Here is a 16809-nt window from a genome sequence, read left to right on the forward strand (position 1 = left end):
CATGACTCCCCCTTCTCTTACATAAAGGAGTGGGAAAGTGATATCCCTAGAAAGTTTCTCTATTTATATTATTCTCTGTGTATTAGCACCATTAATTGGCGCTTTCACCTTACTTTTTTTGTTTATCTTTGAGAAAAGAATCGATTTAATAGAGAAAGAGAAGAAAGAAATCGCGATTGAAAGAGAATTACAAATGGCCTTATATAACCAGCTTAACCAAGAAATTCAACCCCATTTCTTATTTAATACGCTTAACTCGATATTAAGTTTAGCAAGGTTAGATAGAAAAAAAGAATTAGTCTATTCAATTGAAACGTTTTCTAAACTATTGAAATTTAAATATCAAACCAACACCAACAATATTACGGTTAATGATGAACTTACTTATATTAAATATTATCTCGAAATTCAAAAGACAAGGTTTAGGGATCGCCTTTTTTATGAGATTGAAGCGGATGAAGATGTTCATCAAGCATTAATTATCCCTTTTTTAATTCAAACCCTTGTTGAAAATGCTTTCAAGCACTCTTTTGAAAAACATATAGGTGAAGCCTTCTTAAAGGTTACAGTTAAAAAGTGTTCACAATCCATACAAGTTACTGTCTGGAACAGCGCGAATAATCAAGCAATCGATGATTATAATGAAGTGGGTATAGGCCTTGAAAATATAAAGGCAAGATTGCATCTATTTTATTCGAAAGAGACGACGAGTATAAATTTACTAATCTCAGAAACTGGGACAACCGTTGTAGCTATTTTCCCTTATATAACAAAGGAATGAATGATTATAGGAGGGTAAACAAGTATGAATATTTTATTAGTCGATGACGAAATGCTAGAACTTGAACAACTCGAATATTTGATAAAAAACCAATTTCCTAAATGGACGATCTACAAAGCAAATGATGCGTCTCAGGCTGTTCAAATCAACAAGCAACACAATATTTCTCTTGCCTTTTTAGATATTCAACTACCGGGTAAATCTGGTCTAGAGTTAGCCAGTGAATTAGCGAAAAATTATACAATGGATATTATTATGGTTACCGCTTTTCAAAGTTTTGAATATGCTCAAAAATCTATTCGCCTTGGTGTAGTTGATTATATAACCAAACCTGTCATAGAGGATGAACTAATAGGTGTTTTAAATAAATATGAGCAATTAGGTCAGTATTCAGAATCAATTATTCAAACGATTCAAATCATACAACAAGAATATAGTGAGAAAATAACACTTAATTACTTGGCTTCAAAGAGTCATATGAATCCAGCTTATTTAAGTAGGAAGTTTCATGAAGAAGTGGGTTTGGGTTTTTCTGAATATTTAAATGATTACCGTCTAAACATAGCCAAGAAGATGTTAATTGAACAGCCGACTTTGAGCATCCATACAGTGTCTGAAAAATGCGGTTTTAATAGTCAACATTACTTTAGTCAAATGTTTCGTAAATTAACTGGAATGACGCCAAGAGAATTTCGCCTAGAGGTGCCCTATCGTTGAATAAACAGGACTATCAATTTTATATAAGTGGAGCAATTAAATTAGGGGTTAGTTTTGGAATCGTGAGCCTATTAGCGAGATGGGTAACGGGGAATACCATCCTTTCCTCACCTGAAACTTTATTAAAGTATGGAATGGTAGGAGGAATAGGCTATTCTCTTATGGGGGGATTAAGCCTGATCCTTTTTGGAATGGTAGCAAAGAGGATACGTCAATCTTTCCCCCACCATTTAACCATTGGTGATGTATTACGTCAGAAACTCAATCCTAGCGGCTACTGGTACATGATTTGTATCCTCTTAATCACGAGTTTGGACTCCATATTCGTGCAAGCGATGGGGGCGGCTATTCTCCTTCATATTGTTTTTCCTATTCCAATTTATTTGGGGATGCTATTATTTTTATTTGTTTGTTTTCTCATTGGTGGAATGGGTGGGATGCAGAGAATTCATCAGCTAGCTAGTGTAAATGTGACATTAATATTTGCTGCTGTCATCATAATTCCTGTTTATTTTTACATTCAAAATGGTGTGCACCCAGTATTTGAAGGAATCAAATTATACCATCCTTACCTGTTATACTTTCAAAACAAAGATGCTATGTTGTTTATTATGACTGCTATATTAATTGGATTTGGTCAAGTGATCATTGATCGTTCGACTTGGCAAAGAGTCTTCTTATTAAAACCTGCTAAGGTCCAGTTAACCTTTACTTTAGCAGGTTTTATATGGATGACTATTCCATTGGCTTTGTCATCTTTATTGATGATTATTATCTATAGTGGTAGCTACGATAATATTACTTCTTTATTATTCGAACTAATTAATAGAATTCAAACCACCCTGTTTGTTTTTTTGTTTATTCTATTTTGTTTCAGCGCAATTTCAGCAGCAATTAGTTCAGAATTACAAGCCACCACTGTATTAATCGTGCGAAATATATTACAGGTTTTCTTATCGCTCACCAACAGGGATAAATGGAATCTTACTTATCTAACTTCAGGCTTTATTTGTGTACTTTTATTAGTAGTCGTAAGTATTTTTTCTCCTTCTCTTTTAGAACTATTATTTTTCTTTGGGCATATGTACGCTTCATTAATTATTCCTATGCTCTATATTATCTTAAGTAAAGGACCAATACATTCGATTATTCCCTTTTCCTCATTAATCGGAATGATAGGTGGTTATGCTTTTATATCTGTTGTAGGAAATTTCACTGCTATTTGGATTAGCTTTTTCATTTCCGGTACCCTATGTAGTATTGTTTGGATTTATACCATTTTCAACAACCATTTTAATAAATAATAGGGGGATTATACTTGAATCCAGATAAATCTATTATGGTAGATAGAGTGGAAGAGGATTTCGCTCTGCAACCTACTAAACCCACCATAAGAAATTTGAACTTCAGTCATTTTTTCTCTTTATGGATGGGATCTATTCATAATATCCCCTCCTATGTAACGGTAGGGGGTTTTTTTGCATTAGGACTTTCTATAACCGAAGTCATGGTTGTTATTCTCGCCTCAGCGTTTCTACTTACTATTCTGATACAGCTCAATGGACATGCAGGAAATAAATATGGCATTCCCTTTGTGATGTTTCTTAAAACATCATTTGGCGGTGCAGGTGCTTTATTACCAGGTGTATTGAGAGGAATCATTGCAGGAATTATGTGGTTTGGGCTTCAAACTTATGCTGGGAGCCTTGCAATCACCATTTTAATTGGCCAATTCTGGCCTGCTTATATAAATTTGGGGGGTGAATGGACATTATTTGGTCTTAGCCTTACTCATCTTATTTCATTTCTTGTATTTTGGTTCATCAACTTATGCTTTTCTTTTGGAGGAATGAAAGCACTTGGAAAATTATCCAATGTGATTACTCCATTGGTTTTCCTTATATTCGGAGGCATGAGTATTTGGATTATTTGTCAAGCAGGGGGAGTAGAACCAATCCTTTTGCATGGCGCTACAAATATCTCTGCTACAAATATATTTACTATGATTACTTGCATGTCAGCTTTATTAGCTACTTGGGTGGCGCCTATATTGAGTGTTTCTGATTACACTAGGTATGCTAGAACAACCATTCAACAATCGCTCGGTCAATTTTTGGGGATAATGGTTTCTTATGGCCTATTTGCTGCAGCTAGTATTTCAATTATTAAAGGTACAGAAATGCTTTATGGCAAACCTATTTGGAATATACTTGATGTGATTGGTGAGTTCGATAGTAAGCTAGTGGTTTGTTTATCACTGATTACGGTTTGTTTATCTACGCTTTCTGTTAATATTACCGGAAATATAATTCCTGCTATTAATCAGCTAATTTCTCTTTTTCCAAAGTTAATCAATTCCAAAAGTGCAGCTATTATCATTTCCATAGCAGGGATGGTTATTATGCCTTGGAAGTTGATGGAGAATTCAACTAGTATATTCACATTCTTAAACATGGTAGGTGGATTATTGAGTCCTGTCATTGGAATCATGATTACACAATATTTTCTTATCGATAAAAAGAAAATTGATATAAAGGAGCTCTATCATAATAAAGGAGATCATTATTACTCTAGTGGTGTAAACAAATCAGCAATTTTAGCTATGTGTATGGCAGGGGGATTAAGTCTCTCAGGACATTTTATTTCATCTTTAGAGCCATTATACAATCTATCATTTTTTGTTGGAATCATTTCATCTATACTTTTATACCTTTTGTTTATATTTATGAATACAGTCTTTTTTGGCAAATTTGGAAGTAGGCAGAATAAGGAAAGTAGCTAACTAAATGACTTAGCCAGAAATAATGAACAATAGCGAATGATGATTTATAACATAGTTTAGTTGCTCGATTCCACTATTCTCAATGATATAAAACAATCCGAATAATTAGAAGGTAGATTCTTCTCCTAATCATTCGGATACATCTTTTGCTGAAATACTATTTAGTTTCTGCCCATATCTCATTAATCATTAACAGGCTCTTCTTTGCATAGTTCACCATAAACTATGTTTCCTTTATACATAACGCCATTTGGTTTTATACGTCTAGCAATGACTTCGGCACTACAAGATGCATCCATAAATAAGAAATTGGCAGAGTCACCGGTTTTTGGCCATTGCTGATGACCATTTCTATCCAAAGTTGTAATGCCGCCTGTAATATATTTTAATATTTGTGATAGAGATATTTCGTTTGTCCATCTATATCGCTCTATTAATCTTGTTGCTCTTTCCAAGATATCCCCATTCCCCGTTGGCCACCAGGAATCAAAAATATTATCGTTTCCAATCGCTACTTGTATACCATATTCGTCTAAGAAATCTACAGGTGGTATATCTCTCCCGGTCGGTAAGCTAGTGACTATAGATATTTCTGCTGCTTTAAGAAGTTCAGCTGTTTTTTTTACTTCATCCAACGATACTCCGCCTAATCCAAATGCATGACTAATGAAAACTCTACCTTGCCACCCAGCTTCTAATGTGAGATGGGCAAGTCTTTTCATTGTAAATGTCCCGAGATGTCCAGGATCATGTAAATGTAAATCGATGTCAGCATTTCCTTCCACAGCAATATCCATTAATTGTACTAATGAAGCTTCGATATTATTATCAACAGTAGCTGGGTCTACCGAGCCTACAATGCCTGCCCCATGCTTAACTGCTTGCCTCATATAACTAATCGTGTCTTTATTTAATAAACCATGTTGTGCAAATGCGACGCTTTCAACGCTCATCTGATCGGAGAAATTTTGTATGGCCCTTTGGACTTCTTCTAAGTTTTTAAGCCCAACCTCAGGATAGATATCTACATGTGTCCTGACATGTGTGGATCCAAATGATAGTAATTGTTTCAGGAGCTTTCCTGCTCTAACATGTGTTTGTGAAGGAAGGGATTTTAAAATATTCTTTTCGATATTACAACGCTCTATTACACTTGATGCGGGAAGACAAGACTGCCATTTATCTCCCATATAGGTTTTATCTAAATGGACATGTTTTTCAACAAAGGATGGCATTAACAATAAGCCTTTTACGTCTTTTAGAGGGTAATCATTTGTTATATCTGCTAAGGCATTCGTAATCTTTTCAATCTTCCCATGACTAATGAATAAGTGAACCGTTTCTGTCTCTGTTCTAACTGCTTGGCCATTCTCCCATTTAAATCCACTCTCTATCTTTACATTTTTAAGCCAATAGGTTTGATAATTCAATGTATATTTTCCTCCCTATTAATCTTTGTTTATTAAAATATCATTGATTTCTAAGTAACCAGCAGCGCTTATAGAAAAATGATCAACATTCTTCGCAACGGCCGCTAAGTTTTCTATCACTCTTACAGGCACATAAGCAGCGTCTTCCATTTCTATTTCTTGTGCTTTTGCATAAAGTTCCAGGCGCTTCTCTTGATCGGTCTCAGCTCTCGCTAATTCAATTAACTCATCGACTTCATTATTGCTATAAAAGAGCGTATTGCCTGTGGCACCGTGTGAGCTTGAATGAAAAAGATTATATTGATTATAATCAGCATCACCTGTTGCATTCCTCCAACTAATGAGAAATAATTGGGAATCTCCTTTATTCACTTGCTCCACAAATGAACCATACTCAAGAACCTGAATGTTAAGTTTGATTCCAATTCCCATTAGTTGCGATTGTAATATTTCTGCAAGATTTATTCTTTCTTTGTTATCCATTGTGAGTAATGTAGCTTCAAAGCCATTTGCATAACCAGCAGCGCTCAGTAATCTCTTCGCTTCGTTTAGATTATATTCATAAGCTTTTAAGTCCTCATGATAACCGAACACTTTTGATCCCATTAATGAATTGGCTCTATGTCCAATTTTATTAAAAGCCCCATCAATGATTGCATCCATCTCAATGGCATGTGATATAGCTTTTCTCACTTGAACATCATTAAAAGGTAGTGCCTGCATATTAAAACCAAGATATTCTGTACCAAAGCCCTCGCTACGGTACACATTCCCTTTCTTTGATGTTTCAACCGTTTCAATCATATGGATAGAAAGAGGTTCTGCAATATGTGCTTCACCCGTTTCAATCATAGAAACTCTTGTTGTTTCTTCAGGCACTACTTTAAATTCGACTCGGTCGATATGTGGGGGATTTCCCCAATAGTTTTGATTCTTATTCAATATAATTGCTTGACCGGGTGTCCATGACTCAAATGTAAATGGCCCAGTCCCATTAGGTTCTTTTATGACCTCTCCTTTATATTTTTCGATCGTTTTTGGATTAATAATTCCCCCTTCATGGCTTGCTAAAATCGATAGTAAAGGAGAGAATGGTTCGGAAAGTATGAATTGTACAGTATAATCATCTAAAACTTTTATCTCTTCGACCATTTCAAAGGCAGAAGCTTTTGGGGCACCTAGGTCAGGGTCTAACACCCTTTCAAATGTCTCTTTAACGGCATCAGCATTAAAGGGTGTCCCATCATGAAAGGTTACTCCATGTTGCAAATGAAACTCCCATGTCGTATCATTTACCTGTTCCCAACTTTCAGCTAATAGAGGAACAATATTTTCATTTTTATCTCTAGCAACTAATCCTTCATAAACCTTTCCATGAGTCACACTGGCTGCATTAATAGTCGACATAAAGTGGTGATCTAAGTTATCCACGTCTGATTGCCTGGCAATAATAAGTGTTCCTTCATTACCGTTCCCGTTTTTAGAATCATTGCTTTCTAAAGTAACATTGTTACTTGTTGAACATCCTGAAATGACTACTAAAATGAATAATAATAAACCCAGCTCTTTTATTTTTCTCCTCAATCCTATCCCCCCTAAAGTATGGTACAAATAAATTGTTTCAATCATCTAATTATATTAATATTCTGATAATATTCTTTGTAAATTCTTTACTTGTTTTTACGCTTTTTTTACTTTCTTATCTTTTTGGAAAAATGTAAAGTTGAAGCCATTTCGTAAAGTCAGTCATTTTTTTGTTTTTCTAAAAGAAAAAGGTGAAAGCCGCATCTGATGAAACCTTAAATATAATGATTTTTATCAAAAATTGCTGATCCCTTGGTGAAAAAAAGTTGTCCAACTAACTTTTTTTTGTGATTTTATCCATATAATTGGTCCTTTATTACTGAAATTTGGTCAGTAATTCAACATGGTTAGTGATAATAAAAGAATTTTCTTGGCATATGTTTAAAAAAGTGAAAAAAATTGGTATTTTTAAAGTAGTATTAAATGATTGCTAACCCAGTAAAGGAAAGTCTATATATAAAAGGAGTGACTCTATGAAACCGCTAACGATAGCTATCTTGACTAGTTCTTTTGCTTTTATTCCCCTTTTCATTTTTAATGGAGTCTATTCGGCAATGGGTGGGGGACTGCTGATGGGTTATTTCGCTTTTGAAATCACTTATTTTTATAAGATAGAAAATAATCGACATAAGAATATAGGAGAGATGAATCAGAAAAGGTGGAATCTCAGACGTTTATAAAAGAGAAAGACAGCTTCATTATTGCAATTGCAGCCGTTTCTGGTGGAGGGAAAACAGAGATAACGAAGGCATTGTTTAATCGCTGTACCTCTTTTACAATCGGAGTGTTGTCCTATACGTGAGGTCGCAGCATTTTCAATCCACTGGATGATACTACTCGGTCCTGCTAGCTGAAATTCATCGAAATGGAGCGTCACAGCATGCGGCAGCTGATTATATGGAGAAGAGGAGAGGCGCATATATCCATATGCTTGAGACAGTCAGGATGGATGCTTGATAAAATCATCGATGGCACTTTAAGCAAAGAGGAAACCACGCAACAAATAATAGAAGAAGTGAATAGGAGAATAAAAGATGAGTCAGACAGCAATAGATAAAATATGGCAGCAATATAGACAGCAGCACTCAGAAGCGCCCGATAATTATGCAGCATGGGCGTTCGGTGATAGTGAAGAAATGGCGGATGCCTTGGTGGAACTAGTTGCAGAAGGGAAGAAAACAGCAACAGCATCCAATTACCTTTTATACGAGTTAGAAAATGAAGATTTGCCGCAAGTCGGACAGTTGAATATTATTCTTGATGGCAAAGGGTTGCCGAAATTGATTGTTAAAACGACAAATGTGACGGTCGTGCCTTTTGACGAGGTAACAGAGAATCATGCATTTAATGAAGGGGAGGGTGATTGTTCGCTAGCTTATTGGAGAGAGGTACATGAAGCCTTTTTTAAACGAGAGCTAGCACCTTTAGGGAAAGACTTTCACGAAAAAATTCTCGTCGTATGTGAAGACTTTGAAGTTGTTTATAAAAAGGAGTGACAAAACAATGACGATTGTCTTTGAACTTGTAAGAATTATTGCTATCTTCTTAGTAGTAGGTTGGTTAGGAAATGCGGCGTTAGCGGGTGTCTATACAATAGGAGGAGAAACGGTTACGCAACCTTGGATGGGCTTTCTTGGTATTTTACTTCTATTATTTGTGCTCTATCGGAATAAATGGCAATTTTCTGGTTGGTATAAAGGGGAAGGAAGAGAGAAGCTATCAAAGTCTCTGACGAAAACAATCACGATGATAGCCATCTTGCTCATCATTGTCCCATTTATTTATCACCCGTGAGGATGACTAGAGGGCGTATACGAAAAAAAAGCACATCAATCTAGTAAAATGAAAATGTTGATGTGCTTTTTCGCAGTGTTGATTAGTCTTGTTTAAAGCGGCTGCCTCTATTTAATAACTTCGCTTGTTTTTGCTTGATTCTTTCTTTGGCAGCTTTTGTTGAATCGTGATCGATGATGATTTCAGTTATTTCGGCTTCCTTCATTGTAATAAGGAGCCATGTACCTTCGGTTGCGTCAGGGGGGAGGCGATGAGCCGCAATTATTTTTTCCACTTGCTCATCACCGACTAGGAGCACAGCTTTGCCTTCTACCATTCTATCTAAAACAGCTTTATTCACTCGACTCCACTCCTCTTAGAAACAAATTATAGATTGATCTTCAATTTCTTTTGCTTTGGCTGGACCAATACCAGCAATGCGTTGCAGGTCATCATAGGAAGTGAAAGGTCTTTTCTCGATGATTTCCTCGGCACGATCTGGGCCAATTTCATGGATTAGTTGCAATGTTTCAGCATTCGCTTCATTAATCATAATATGATCTGCAGGACAGCTTTCAATGACAACTTCCTCGTTCGTTTTGTTGTCTTCTTTTTCTTTTACCCCATTTATGGAGAGGTAGTCATGGCCATCTGATTGAATGATAACCGTCCCATTTTCGATCGTGCCGTACACGTCTATATTCATTTGCTGAAGGCGGTTCAATACTTCTTGATTTGGGTGACCGTAAGAGTTATCTGCACCAGCAGAGTAAATAGCGATTTCAGGATGGATTGCTTCTATAAATGCCTCGCTATTAGAAGTATCTGAACCATGATGAGCGATCTTAAAAATATCTGCTTCTATGTTGCCTGAAGCGAGCATCTCATTTTCGGCTGATGTTTCCGCATCGCCTGTGAAGAGAAACGATTGTTCTTTATAAGTAATCTTCATCCCAATAGAGCTATTATTCAAATCTTCATCAACAGATGATGGATGAAGAATATCAATTTGTGCTGAACCAATTGTAAATGATTCGCCTGCTCTTGGTATATGGTAAGCTGCTTCACTTTCAATAATGGCATCTAATGCGTCTTCATATACTCTCGACGTTGATTCTGCTCCGCTCATCCACACTTCTTTGACAGGAAAAGAGTTAATTACTTCAGGCATTTGCCCAATATGATCAGCATGGGGATGAGAGCCAACGAGTAAGTCAATTTCCTTTACCCCAACTGATTGTAAATAGGGTACGACTTCATCGCCATCATGTCTCCCGCTATCTATTAAAATTGTAAAATCTTCACCTTGTAATAATGTCGCATCTCCTTGATCTACATCTATAAAGTGGGCTGTTAAGGTTGGTGAAAATGTTGTCTGTTCTTCAGTTGTTGTTTCAGTGGCACATGCAGTTAGTGTAACGGTGAATAGGATAACAACAATTAATAGTAATGATTTACGCCAGTTATGTATGGTCACGATGGTGTCACTCCTCTTTCGCACATTCGCTTCTGTGTTGATTATAATATAAAAGAAAAGGGAAATGTGGGAATCTGAATATTCCTTAAATAATGAAATAGATAGGTATGAAACTTGTCTAAACGGTCGAGATTAATTAGAATAGGATTGGGCTAGAGGAAATGGTTAAATATTGCTATCTGATTGTGGACAATGTATGATGTAAAATGATGGAACGAATGGCTCATTACAGTATAAAGAACAGTAAAAACATATATAAGCACTTATTTTATTTTATAGGATGATGGGTAATGAAAAGAGCGAGAATTATATATAATCCAACTTCTGGTCGTGAAATTTTTAAAAGGCATCTTGCAGAAGTATTAGAGAAATTCGAACGCGCAGGATATGAAACCTCTTGTCACGCGACAACTTGTGAAGGTGATGCGACAAAGGCTGCAAGACTTGCTGTAGAGAGAAAGTATGACCTTGTCGTAGCTGCCGGTGGAGATGGCACGATTAATGAAGTCGTCAATGGACTCGCAGAGCAGGAATTCCGACCGCAACTGGGTATTATTCCGACAGGGACAACGAATGATTTTGCTCGTGCACTGCACATTCCACGTGATGTAGAAGCAGCAGCGGATATTATTGTCAAAGGCGAGAAAATCCCTGTTGATATTGGCCGTATGGATAAAAAGTATTTTATTAATATTGCTGGTGGCGGTCGTATTACAGAGCTCACATATGAAGTACCAAGCAAGCTAAAAACGATGATTGGTCAACTTGCCTACTATTTAAAAGGAATAGAAATGCTACCAAGTATTAAACCGGCGGATGTCACGATTGAATTCGATGGCAAAATTTTTGAAGGAGAAGCGATGTTATTCCTTGTCGCTTTAACAAACTCTGTCGGCGGTTTTGAAAAATTAGCTCCAGATGCCTCCATTAATGATGGAATGTTCACCTTGTTGATTTTGAAGAAAACCAATTTAGCTGAGTTTATTCGCATTGCCTCACTTGCCTTACGTGGTGAGCATGTCAATGATCCACATGTCATCTATGCAAAAGCAAACAGAATAAAAGTTTATTCAAAAGATCCGGTTATGTTGAACCTTGACGGTGAATACGGCGGGGACACCCCAGCTGAATTTGTGAACTTGTATCGTCATTTGGATGTATTTGTACCACTCAATCAAATACGTAAACAAGATCGCCCTGATTATCAAGATTAAGAATGAATAAAAGCTACTGTCGTGATTGATGCCTTCAGTAGCTTTTTTTAAAAAACAAGGAAGGTGGGGGAACCATGAAAAAATGGCAATGGAAAGAATATAATTTGTCGATTCTTTTACCAGAAAATGAAATACCGCAACTGACGATTATTGTTCAAGATGGCTCTTATTTGTTTGAGTACTTCGAGCAACACCCGCTGAAGCATATTGCCTTTGTAGGTGTTGACCCGATAGATCGTAATAGGGAATACACTCCTTGGTATGCAAAAGTAGATGACTATGCCTATAAAGGTGAGGCAGATACATATTTAACGATGGTTAAAGATGAGCTGTTGCCTTTTTTACATAAAGAATTTCATTTATCAATAGAACCGAAGCATGTAGGCATCGCAGGAGCATCGTTCGGGGCGCTCGTCTCCCTTTACTCTTTATTAACAAGACGTGAGGATTTCGACTATTATTTCTTACTATCGGCTTCTCTATGGTACCCTGACTTTCTATCATTCTTGCAAAAACAACCAGCCATTACGGATGAGAAACATATCTTCTGGTACGTAGGTGAAAAAGAAGGAGACGAATATCCAAATATCCTTAGAGAAATGGTACCTAATACAATAAAAGCAACGAAAGCACTTGAGGAGAAGCTCGTTCATCCACATGCGACCTTCCAGTTTATCACTGACGCGGAAGGGATTCATCGCCACCCTTATTTTGAGAAGTATTTTCGCGGGTTTATTCTTGAGGTGGAGGATCGGTTTGAAGCAACCATCACTAGTCATGCGTAATGCATGGCTTTTTTATTTAAAATTGAGGAAGAAACCTCCTTTCGTATTGCGCTTGTTTTTATGTTACAATCTGACTAGCGATTTGCACGGATTTTAAGAGAAGAGGAAGAATGAAATGAAGCAAACATTACCTGTTAAGAAAAACGATTATATAGATGTTACTTTTGAAGATTTAACCCATGAAGGAGCGGGCGTGGCAAAGGTCGACGGTTATCCACTATTTGTCCCCAATACCCTTCCAGGTGAAAAAGCACAAATTAAGGTGCTTAAAACAAGCAAAGGCTATGGCTTCGGCAAACTAATCGAAACATACGAAGAAAGCCCTTATCGTGTCACTGCCCCATGCCCCATTTATAAGGAATGTGGCGGCTGCCAGCTCCAGCATTTAAGCTACGAGGGCCAGCTACTAGCCAAGCAAAAACAAGTCCGTGATGTGCTCACAAGAATAGGCAAGCTTGAAAACGTCACTGTTCATCCTACCCTTGGCATGAGCGATCCGTGGCGTTACCGCAATAAATCCCAAGTACCAATAGGCGAACATGAAGGCGGGTTAATCGGTGGATTCTATCAACAACGCTCCCACCAAATCATTGATATGAAATCTTGCCTTATTCAGCAAGAAAAAAATGATGAGGTTATTCAAAAAGTGAAAGACATCTGCAATAAAAATGGCGTTCGTGCATACGATGAGCAGCGCCATAAAGGCGATCTTCGTCATATCATGGCCCGCTACGGTTTAGTTACGGGGGATGTCATGATTGTCCTTGTCACAAAAGCGAAGGATCTACCGAATAGAAAGAAAATCATCGCAGACATCACAGAGAATATTGCAGGTGTCAAATCCATCGTTCAAAACGTTAACAATAAAAAAACAAATGTCATCATGGGCGACGAAACCCGTGTCCTCTGGGGACAAGAAGTGATCTATGACTATATTGGCGATGTGCGCTTCGCCATCTCAGCAAGATCCTTCTACCAAGTCAACCCAGAACAAACAAAAGTCCTTTACGACAAAGCTCTAGAATACGCAGCACTCACAGGCAAAGAAGAAGTCATCGACGCCTACTGTGGCATCGGTACCATCTCACTCTTTCTTGCCCAAAAAGCCAAATCCGTCTTCGGCGTCGAAATCGTTCCCGAAGCCATTGAAGACGCCAAACGCAACGCCGAACTCAACAACATAACCAACGCAAACTTCGCCGTCGGAAAAGCAGAAGAAGTCATCCCAGCCTGGTACGAAAAAGGACACAAAGCAGACGTCCTCGTCGTCGACCCGCCAAGAAAAGGCTGTGACGAAGCACTCTTGCAAACCATCATTGACATGAAGCCGAAGAAGGTTGTTTATGTCTCATGTAATCCTGGCACATTGGCGCGTGATTTAAGGGTGCTTGAGGATGGTGGGTATCGGACTGTTGAGGTGCAGCCGGTGGATATGTTTCCGCAGACGACGCACGTAGAGTGTTGTGCGTTGCTCGTACTAGACGACGAATGATGAATACTAAATAAGAAAACTCACAAAATAGAACTAGGATTTGTGAGAATTATTGGGCAAAAAAAGAAGACATATAAGGATCCGAGAATCTATAATAGATTCTCGGGCTCCCATCTTCTTTTATTTCTATTCTTTCTATAAGCTTGTGTACCATTTTTTCATCTAAGACAGGATTTTGAATGAATTCTTGAATCTGCTGAATTAGCTTTTGGAAACCCTCGTTTTGTCTTTGATGAAGCAACCTTTTTTCTAATGTAACTTTTTCTTCATTTAGCTCCGTAATCTGAACACTGTTGTCATCTATAAGCATTTTGTATTCCTCATCTGAAATTTCACCACGAATCTTAAGACGAAGTGCTGCTGTTTTATCATTTTTTAAACTCTCAATCTCTTTGAAAACCTTATCAAGCCTTTTCTGATCACGTTTCATATCTTTTGTTATCTTCTTATTGATATCTCTTTGGACAGACTCTAAATTTAAGTTTGACCGCATTTGATTAATACTAATCTGAATACCCTCAATTAAGTCAATCTCTTCTATATGGTGGTTTGAGCACTGTGTACGTCCATGCTTATTAAATGTGCCACAAATATAACCTCTACGACCTGATTTGTAGTGCATGCTCTTACCGCAATCAGCACAGAAAGCAATATTTGAGAACAAGTGCCTTTTAACATTTGGTCGTTTTCGTTTTCTTTCACTCATAAGCTGTTGTGCTAAATAAAAATCATCCTTGGAGATAATTGCTTTATGTGCAGATTCAATAACCACATAATCAGCGGGATTATTTTTTTTACGTTTTTCAGTAGTTACACTTATTGTTGTTTCACGTTGTTGGACAAGATCACCGATATAATGCATATTTTCAAGTATTTTTCGAACGGAAGAGCCATGCCAGATCGAAGTAGCATTTTTCTTACCAGCAACAATAGACGGAGTAGGTATGTTTTCTTCTAAAAGCTCTCTAGCAATACTGTCAAACCCTTGACCAGAAAGATAAGAATTAAATATCCGACGAACTACATTAGGTGAAAAATCATCTCTTATTTTTAAATGCCCATTCTCTACACAGTAGCCATAAGGTGGGTTTGATCCTTTGAATTTTCCATTCTTTGCTCTTACTGATAATGCTGACTTTACACGATCGCTTGTTCTTTGTGATTCTTGTTCATACATCCATGCATATAAACCAAACATTTGAGTATTTCCGGTTAAAGTATCAATGGCACCATCTAAAGTAAGGATATGAATACCACGGTTTTCAGCTAGATTTCTAATCTCATAAGAAAGTTGTCCGTTTCGGGCTAACCGTGACAGTTCTTTTGCAAGGATGATATCGAACTTATTATTTTTTGCATCCTCGATCATTCGTTTTAATTGGGGGCGTTTTTTTGTTTTGGTACCAGATTGGATATCTAAATAGATATCATATAGATCCCAACCCTTCTCAGTAATTAAATTCATAAAAAGCTCTTCTTGATTTTTAAGAGATTGTTTTTGTTCTTCTTTATTGGTTGAAACTCGAATGTATATAGCAGCTTTCATTCCACTTCTCCTTTTGTTTCAGAAGAGTAAGAGGAATTCACCATAGTATTATCATAAAATTCCTGGATAATAGTGTCAATTTTCTCGTCTAAGATTGAATGGAAGATGTTTTCAAAGGTAATCGAAGTTTTGTTGTTGAAGATTATTTCGGGGGTCATTATGTTTCCTCCTGATGTTTTATTCAATCCAAAGGGGGGAGCACGAGGTAAGTGTTTTATGCTTGCTTGGACTGTAATTTAATTTTACAGAAGTCATTACTAAAAAATCAAAGTTATAAGGTTCTAGCAAGATTTTTTTAAGAGACAAGTGTTTTTGTGAATATTCGTGAAGGTGCTACAGATATAATTTTATCATTGCAAATTCACAATTAAATATAATAGTTCCCCTCAGATTAGCGTATAAAAAAAAGCGCCAACGGCGCACTATATGTATCATTCAATTAAATGTATGTGTGATACGTTCTTTATCGAAATGCACTGTTAACGTCATTTGCACTCTCTTTCCATACATAGTCAGGATACTCCTTTTTTAAAACAGCTAAAAATTCCTCCCAACTTTCGTACATTTCCTCAACGGTTTTTATATACCGCTTTTCTTCATCTTCATACGTATCATCTGTCATTATTTGGTGTTCATTTCTACCCCCTTTAAATTTAACTGCACGTGAATTTAGAATTGTATCAAAGTGTTCGCCTGTATAGTTGATAAACTTAGCTAAGGACTGAAGAAAATCCATCTTTGCAGCTTCTAATTTCTTATTCGAGAGAGTGTAATTCCTTTCTGTAAACCTATTTACACTTAGATGGTATTCTTCTAACTGAATTAAAGCAACTGCCCTTGAATCCGCTAAGTAATCTATAAAACCCCTAAAAGCTTGTTTAGGAAATACTTCATTCATGGAATTTAATGTAGCCTGATCTGAACCAGAAGGGACATTGTTTTGGCTCAGTTGTATGAAATGCATAAGTAATCTTACCAAGAAAATTAAGAGGGATAGAATGCCCATATATATGTACGAATGTGGAAGAAGTTTGTTTAACAATTCAGTGACAATATTATACTTAAAAAGTGCCTCTATTGCGCTAAATATAGCTAAAAATCCACCAATGGGAGAAACTACTGCAATTACAATCGCTCTCCACCAAATATTTAATGAACTCCATATTTCTGTTAATTTTTTCATGAGCGAATCTCCTTTTAATCATGTTATCTTCATAATAAAATATAA

Annotated in this window: 17 protein-coding genes; 11 read left to right on the plus strand and 6 right to left on the minus strand. The window is 36.8% G+C overall.

What is annotated here, in order from left to right; translation table 11 throughout:
- Window positions 1–37 precede the first annotated feature (37 nt).
- The 4 genes from MKX67_RS03600 to MKX67_RS03615 are packed head-to-tail and all read left to right on the plus strand — an operon-like array spanning window position 38 to window position 4280.
- Entirely contained in the window at window positions 38–781 is a 744-nt protein-coding gene (locus tag MKX67_RS03600) for a histidine kinase (protein WP_342488845.1), read from the plus strand.
- Window positions 782–805: 24 nt separating this feature from the next.
- A complete protein-coding gene (locus tag MKX67_RS03605; RefSeq protein ID WP_340977829.1) occupies window positions 806–1498 on the plus strand; it encodes a helix-turn-helix domain-containing protein in 693 nt (230 codons plus the stop codon).
- A complete protein-coding gene (locus MKX67_RS03610; protein ID WP_342488846.1) occupies window positions 1495–2802 on the plus strand; it encodes a hypothetical protein in 1308 nt (435 codons plus the stop codon). Before MKX67_RS03605 ends, MKX67_RS03610 begins: the two co-directional genes overlap by 4 nt.
- A gap of 14 nt (window positions 2803–2816) precedes the next feature.
- Window positions 2817–4280 carry a cytosine permease gene (locus MKX67_RS03615; protein WP_342488847.1) on the plus strand — a complete coding sequence of 488 codons (1464 nt, stop codon included), beginning with the start codon at window positions 2817–2819 and terminating at the stop codon, window positions 4278–4280.
- A 182-nt stretch (window positions 4281–4462) separates the two neighbouring features.
- Here MKX67_RS03615 and MKX67_RS03620 read toward each other — a convergent pair whose 3' ends face one another.
- Entirely contained in the window at window positions 4463–5710 is a 1248-nt protein-coding gene (locus tag MKX67_RS03620; protein WP_342488848.1) for an amidohydrolase, read from the minus strand.
- Window positions 5711–5728: 18 nt separating this feature from the next.
- Entirely contained in the window at window positions 5729–7300 is a 1572-nt protein-coding gene (locus MKX67_RS03625) for a glutathione ABC transporter substrate-binding protein (protein WP_340978663.1), read from the minus strand.
- 652 nt (window positions 7301–7952) lie between these two features.
- Between MKX67_RS03625 and MKX67_RS03630 the strand changes: the two genes are divergently transcribed.
- The 4 genes from MKX67_RS03630 (at window position 7953) to MKX67_RS03645 (ending at window position 9088) form a co-directional block, all read left to right on the plus strand.
- On the plus strand, window positions 7953–8096 hold the full coding sequence (locus MKX67_RS03630; protein ID WP_157733799.1) for a hypothetical protein: 144 nt from the start codon (window positions 7953–7955) through the stop codon (window positions 8094–8096).
- A 78-nt stretch (window positions 8097–8174) separates the two neighbouring features.
- The gene (locus MKX67_RS03635) at window positions 8175–8351 is read left to right on the plus strand and encodes a hypothetical protein (RefSeq protein ID WP_342488850.1); all 177 of its coding nucleotides are present in this window, start codon (window positions 8175–8177) and stop codon (window positions 8349–8351) included.
- Window positions 8329–8790, plus strand: coding sequence for an ASCH domain-containing protein (locus MKX67_RS03640; protein ID WP_342488851.1), 462 nt, complete (start codon window positions 8329–8331; stop codon window positions 8788–8790). The genes MKX67_RS03635 and MKX67_RS03640 overlap by 23 nt, the downstream gene beginning before the upstream one ends.
- A 7-nt stretch (window positions 8791–8797) precedes the next feature.
- Window positions 8798–9088: a hypothetical protein gene (locus MKX67_RS03645; protein WP_342488852.1), complete on the plus strand. Its 291-nt coding sequence runs from the start codon at window positions 8798–8800 to the stop codon at window positions 9086–9088.
- A gap of 82 nt (window positions 9089–9170) precedes the next feature.
- On the opposite strand, the gene MKX67_RS03650 is transcribed toward MKX67_RS03645, so the two are convergent.
- Entirely contained in the window at window positions 9171–9428 is a 258-nt protein-coding gene (locus MKX67_RS03650; RefSeq protein ID WP_342488853.1) for a DUF3006 domain-containing protein, read from the minus strand.
- 15 nt (window positions 9429–9443) lie between these two features.
- Entirely contained in the window at window positions 9444–10544 is a 1101-nt protein-coding gene (locus tag MKX67_RS03655) for an MBL fold metallo-hydrolase (RefSeq protein WP_342488854.1), read from the minus strand.
- A 290-nt stretch (window positions 10545–10834) separates the two neighbouring features.
- Between MKX67_RS03655 and MKX67_RS03660 the strand changes: the two genes are divergently transcribed.
- From MKX67_RS03660 to rlmD, 3 genes are all read left to right on the plus strand, one after another.
- Window positions 10835–11758, plus strand: a complete 924-nt coding sequence (locus MKX67_RS03660; protein ID WP_095370585.1) for a diacylglycerol kinase — start codon at window positions 10835–10837, stop codon at window positions 11756–11758.
- 74 nt (window positions 11759–11832) lie between these two features.
- Entirely contained in the window at window positions 11833–12543 is a 711-nt protein-coding gene (locus MKX67_RS03665; protein ID WP_342488855.1) for an alpha/beta hydrolase-fold protein, read from the plus strand.
- Window positions 12544–12658: 115 nt separating this feature from the next.
- On the plus strand, window positions 12659–14035 hold the full coding sequence (gene rlmD, locus MKX67_RS03670) for a 23S rRNA (uracil(1939)-C(5))-methyltransferase RlmD (RefSeq protein ID WP_342488856.1): 1377 nt from the start codon (window positions 12659–12661) through the stop codon (window positions 14033–14035).
- 49 nt (window positions 14036–14084) lie between these two features.
- On the opposite strand, the gene MKX67_RS03675 is transcribed toward rlmD, so the two are convergent.
- The gene (locus MKX67_RS03675; RefSeq protein ID WP_342488857.1) at window positions 14085–15581 is read right to left on the minus strand and encodes a recombinase family protein; all 1497 of its coding nucleotides are present in this window, start codon (window positions 15579–15581) and stop codon (window positions 14085–14087) included.
- A 463-nt stretch (window positions 15582–16044) separates the two neighbouring features.
- A complete protein-coding gene (locus MKX67_RS03680) occupies window positions 16045–16764 on the minus strand; it encodes a hypothetical protein (protein ID WP_342488858.1) in 720 nt (239 codons plus the stop codon).
- Between the last annotated feature and the right edge of the window lie 45 nt (window positions 16765–16809).

It is taken from the genome of Cytobacillus sp. FSL W7-1323 (assembly GCF_038595015.1).
Lineage (GTDB): Bacteria > Bacillota > Bacilli > Bacillales > Cytobacillaceae > Cytobacillus > Cytobacillus kochii.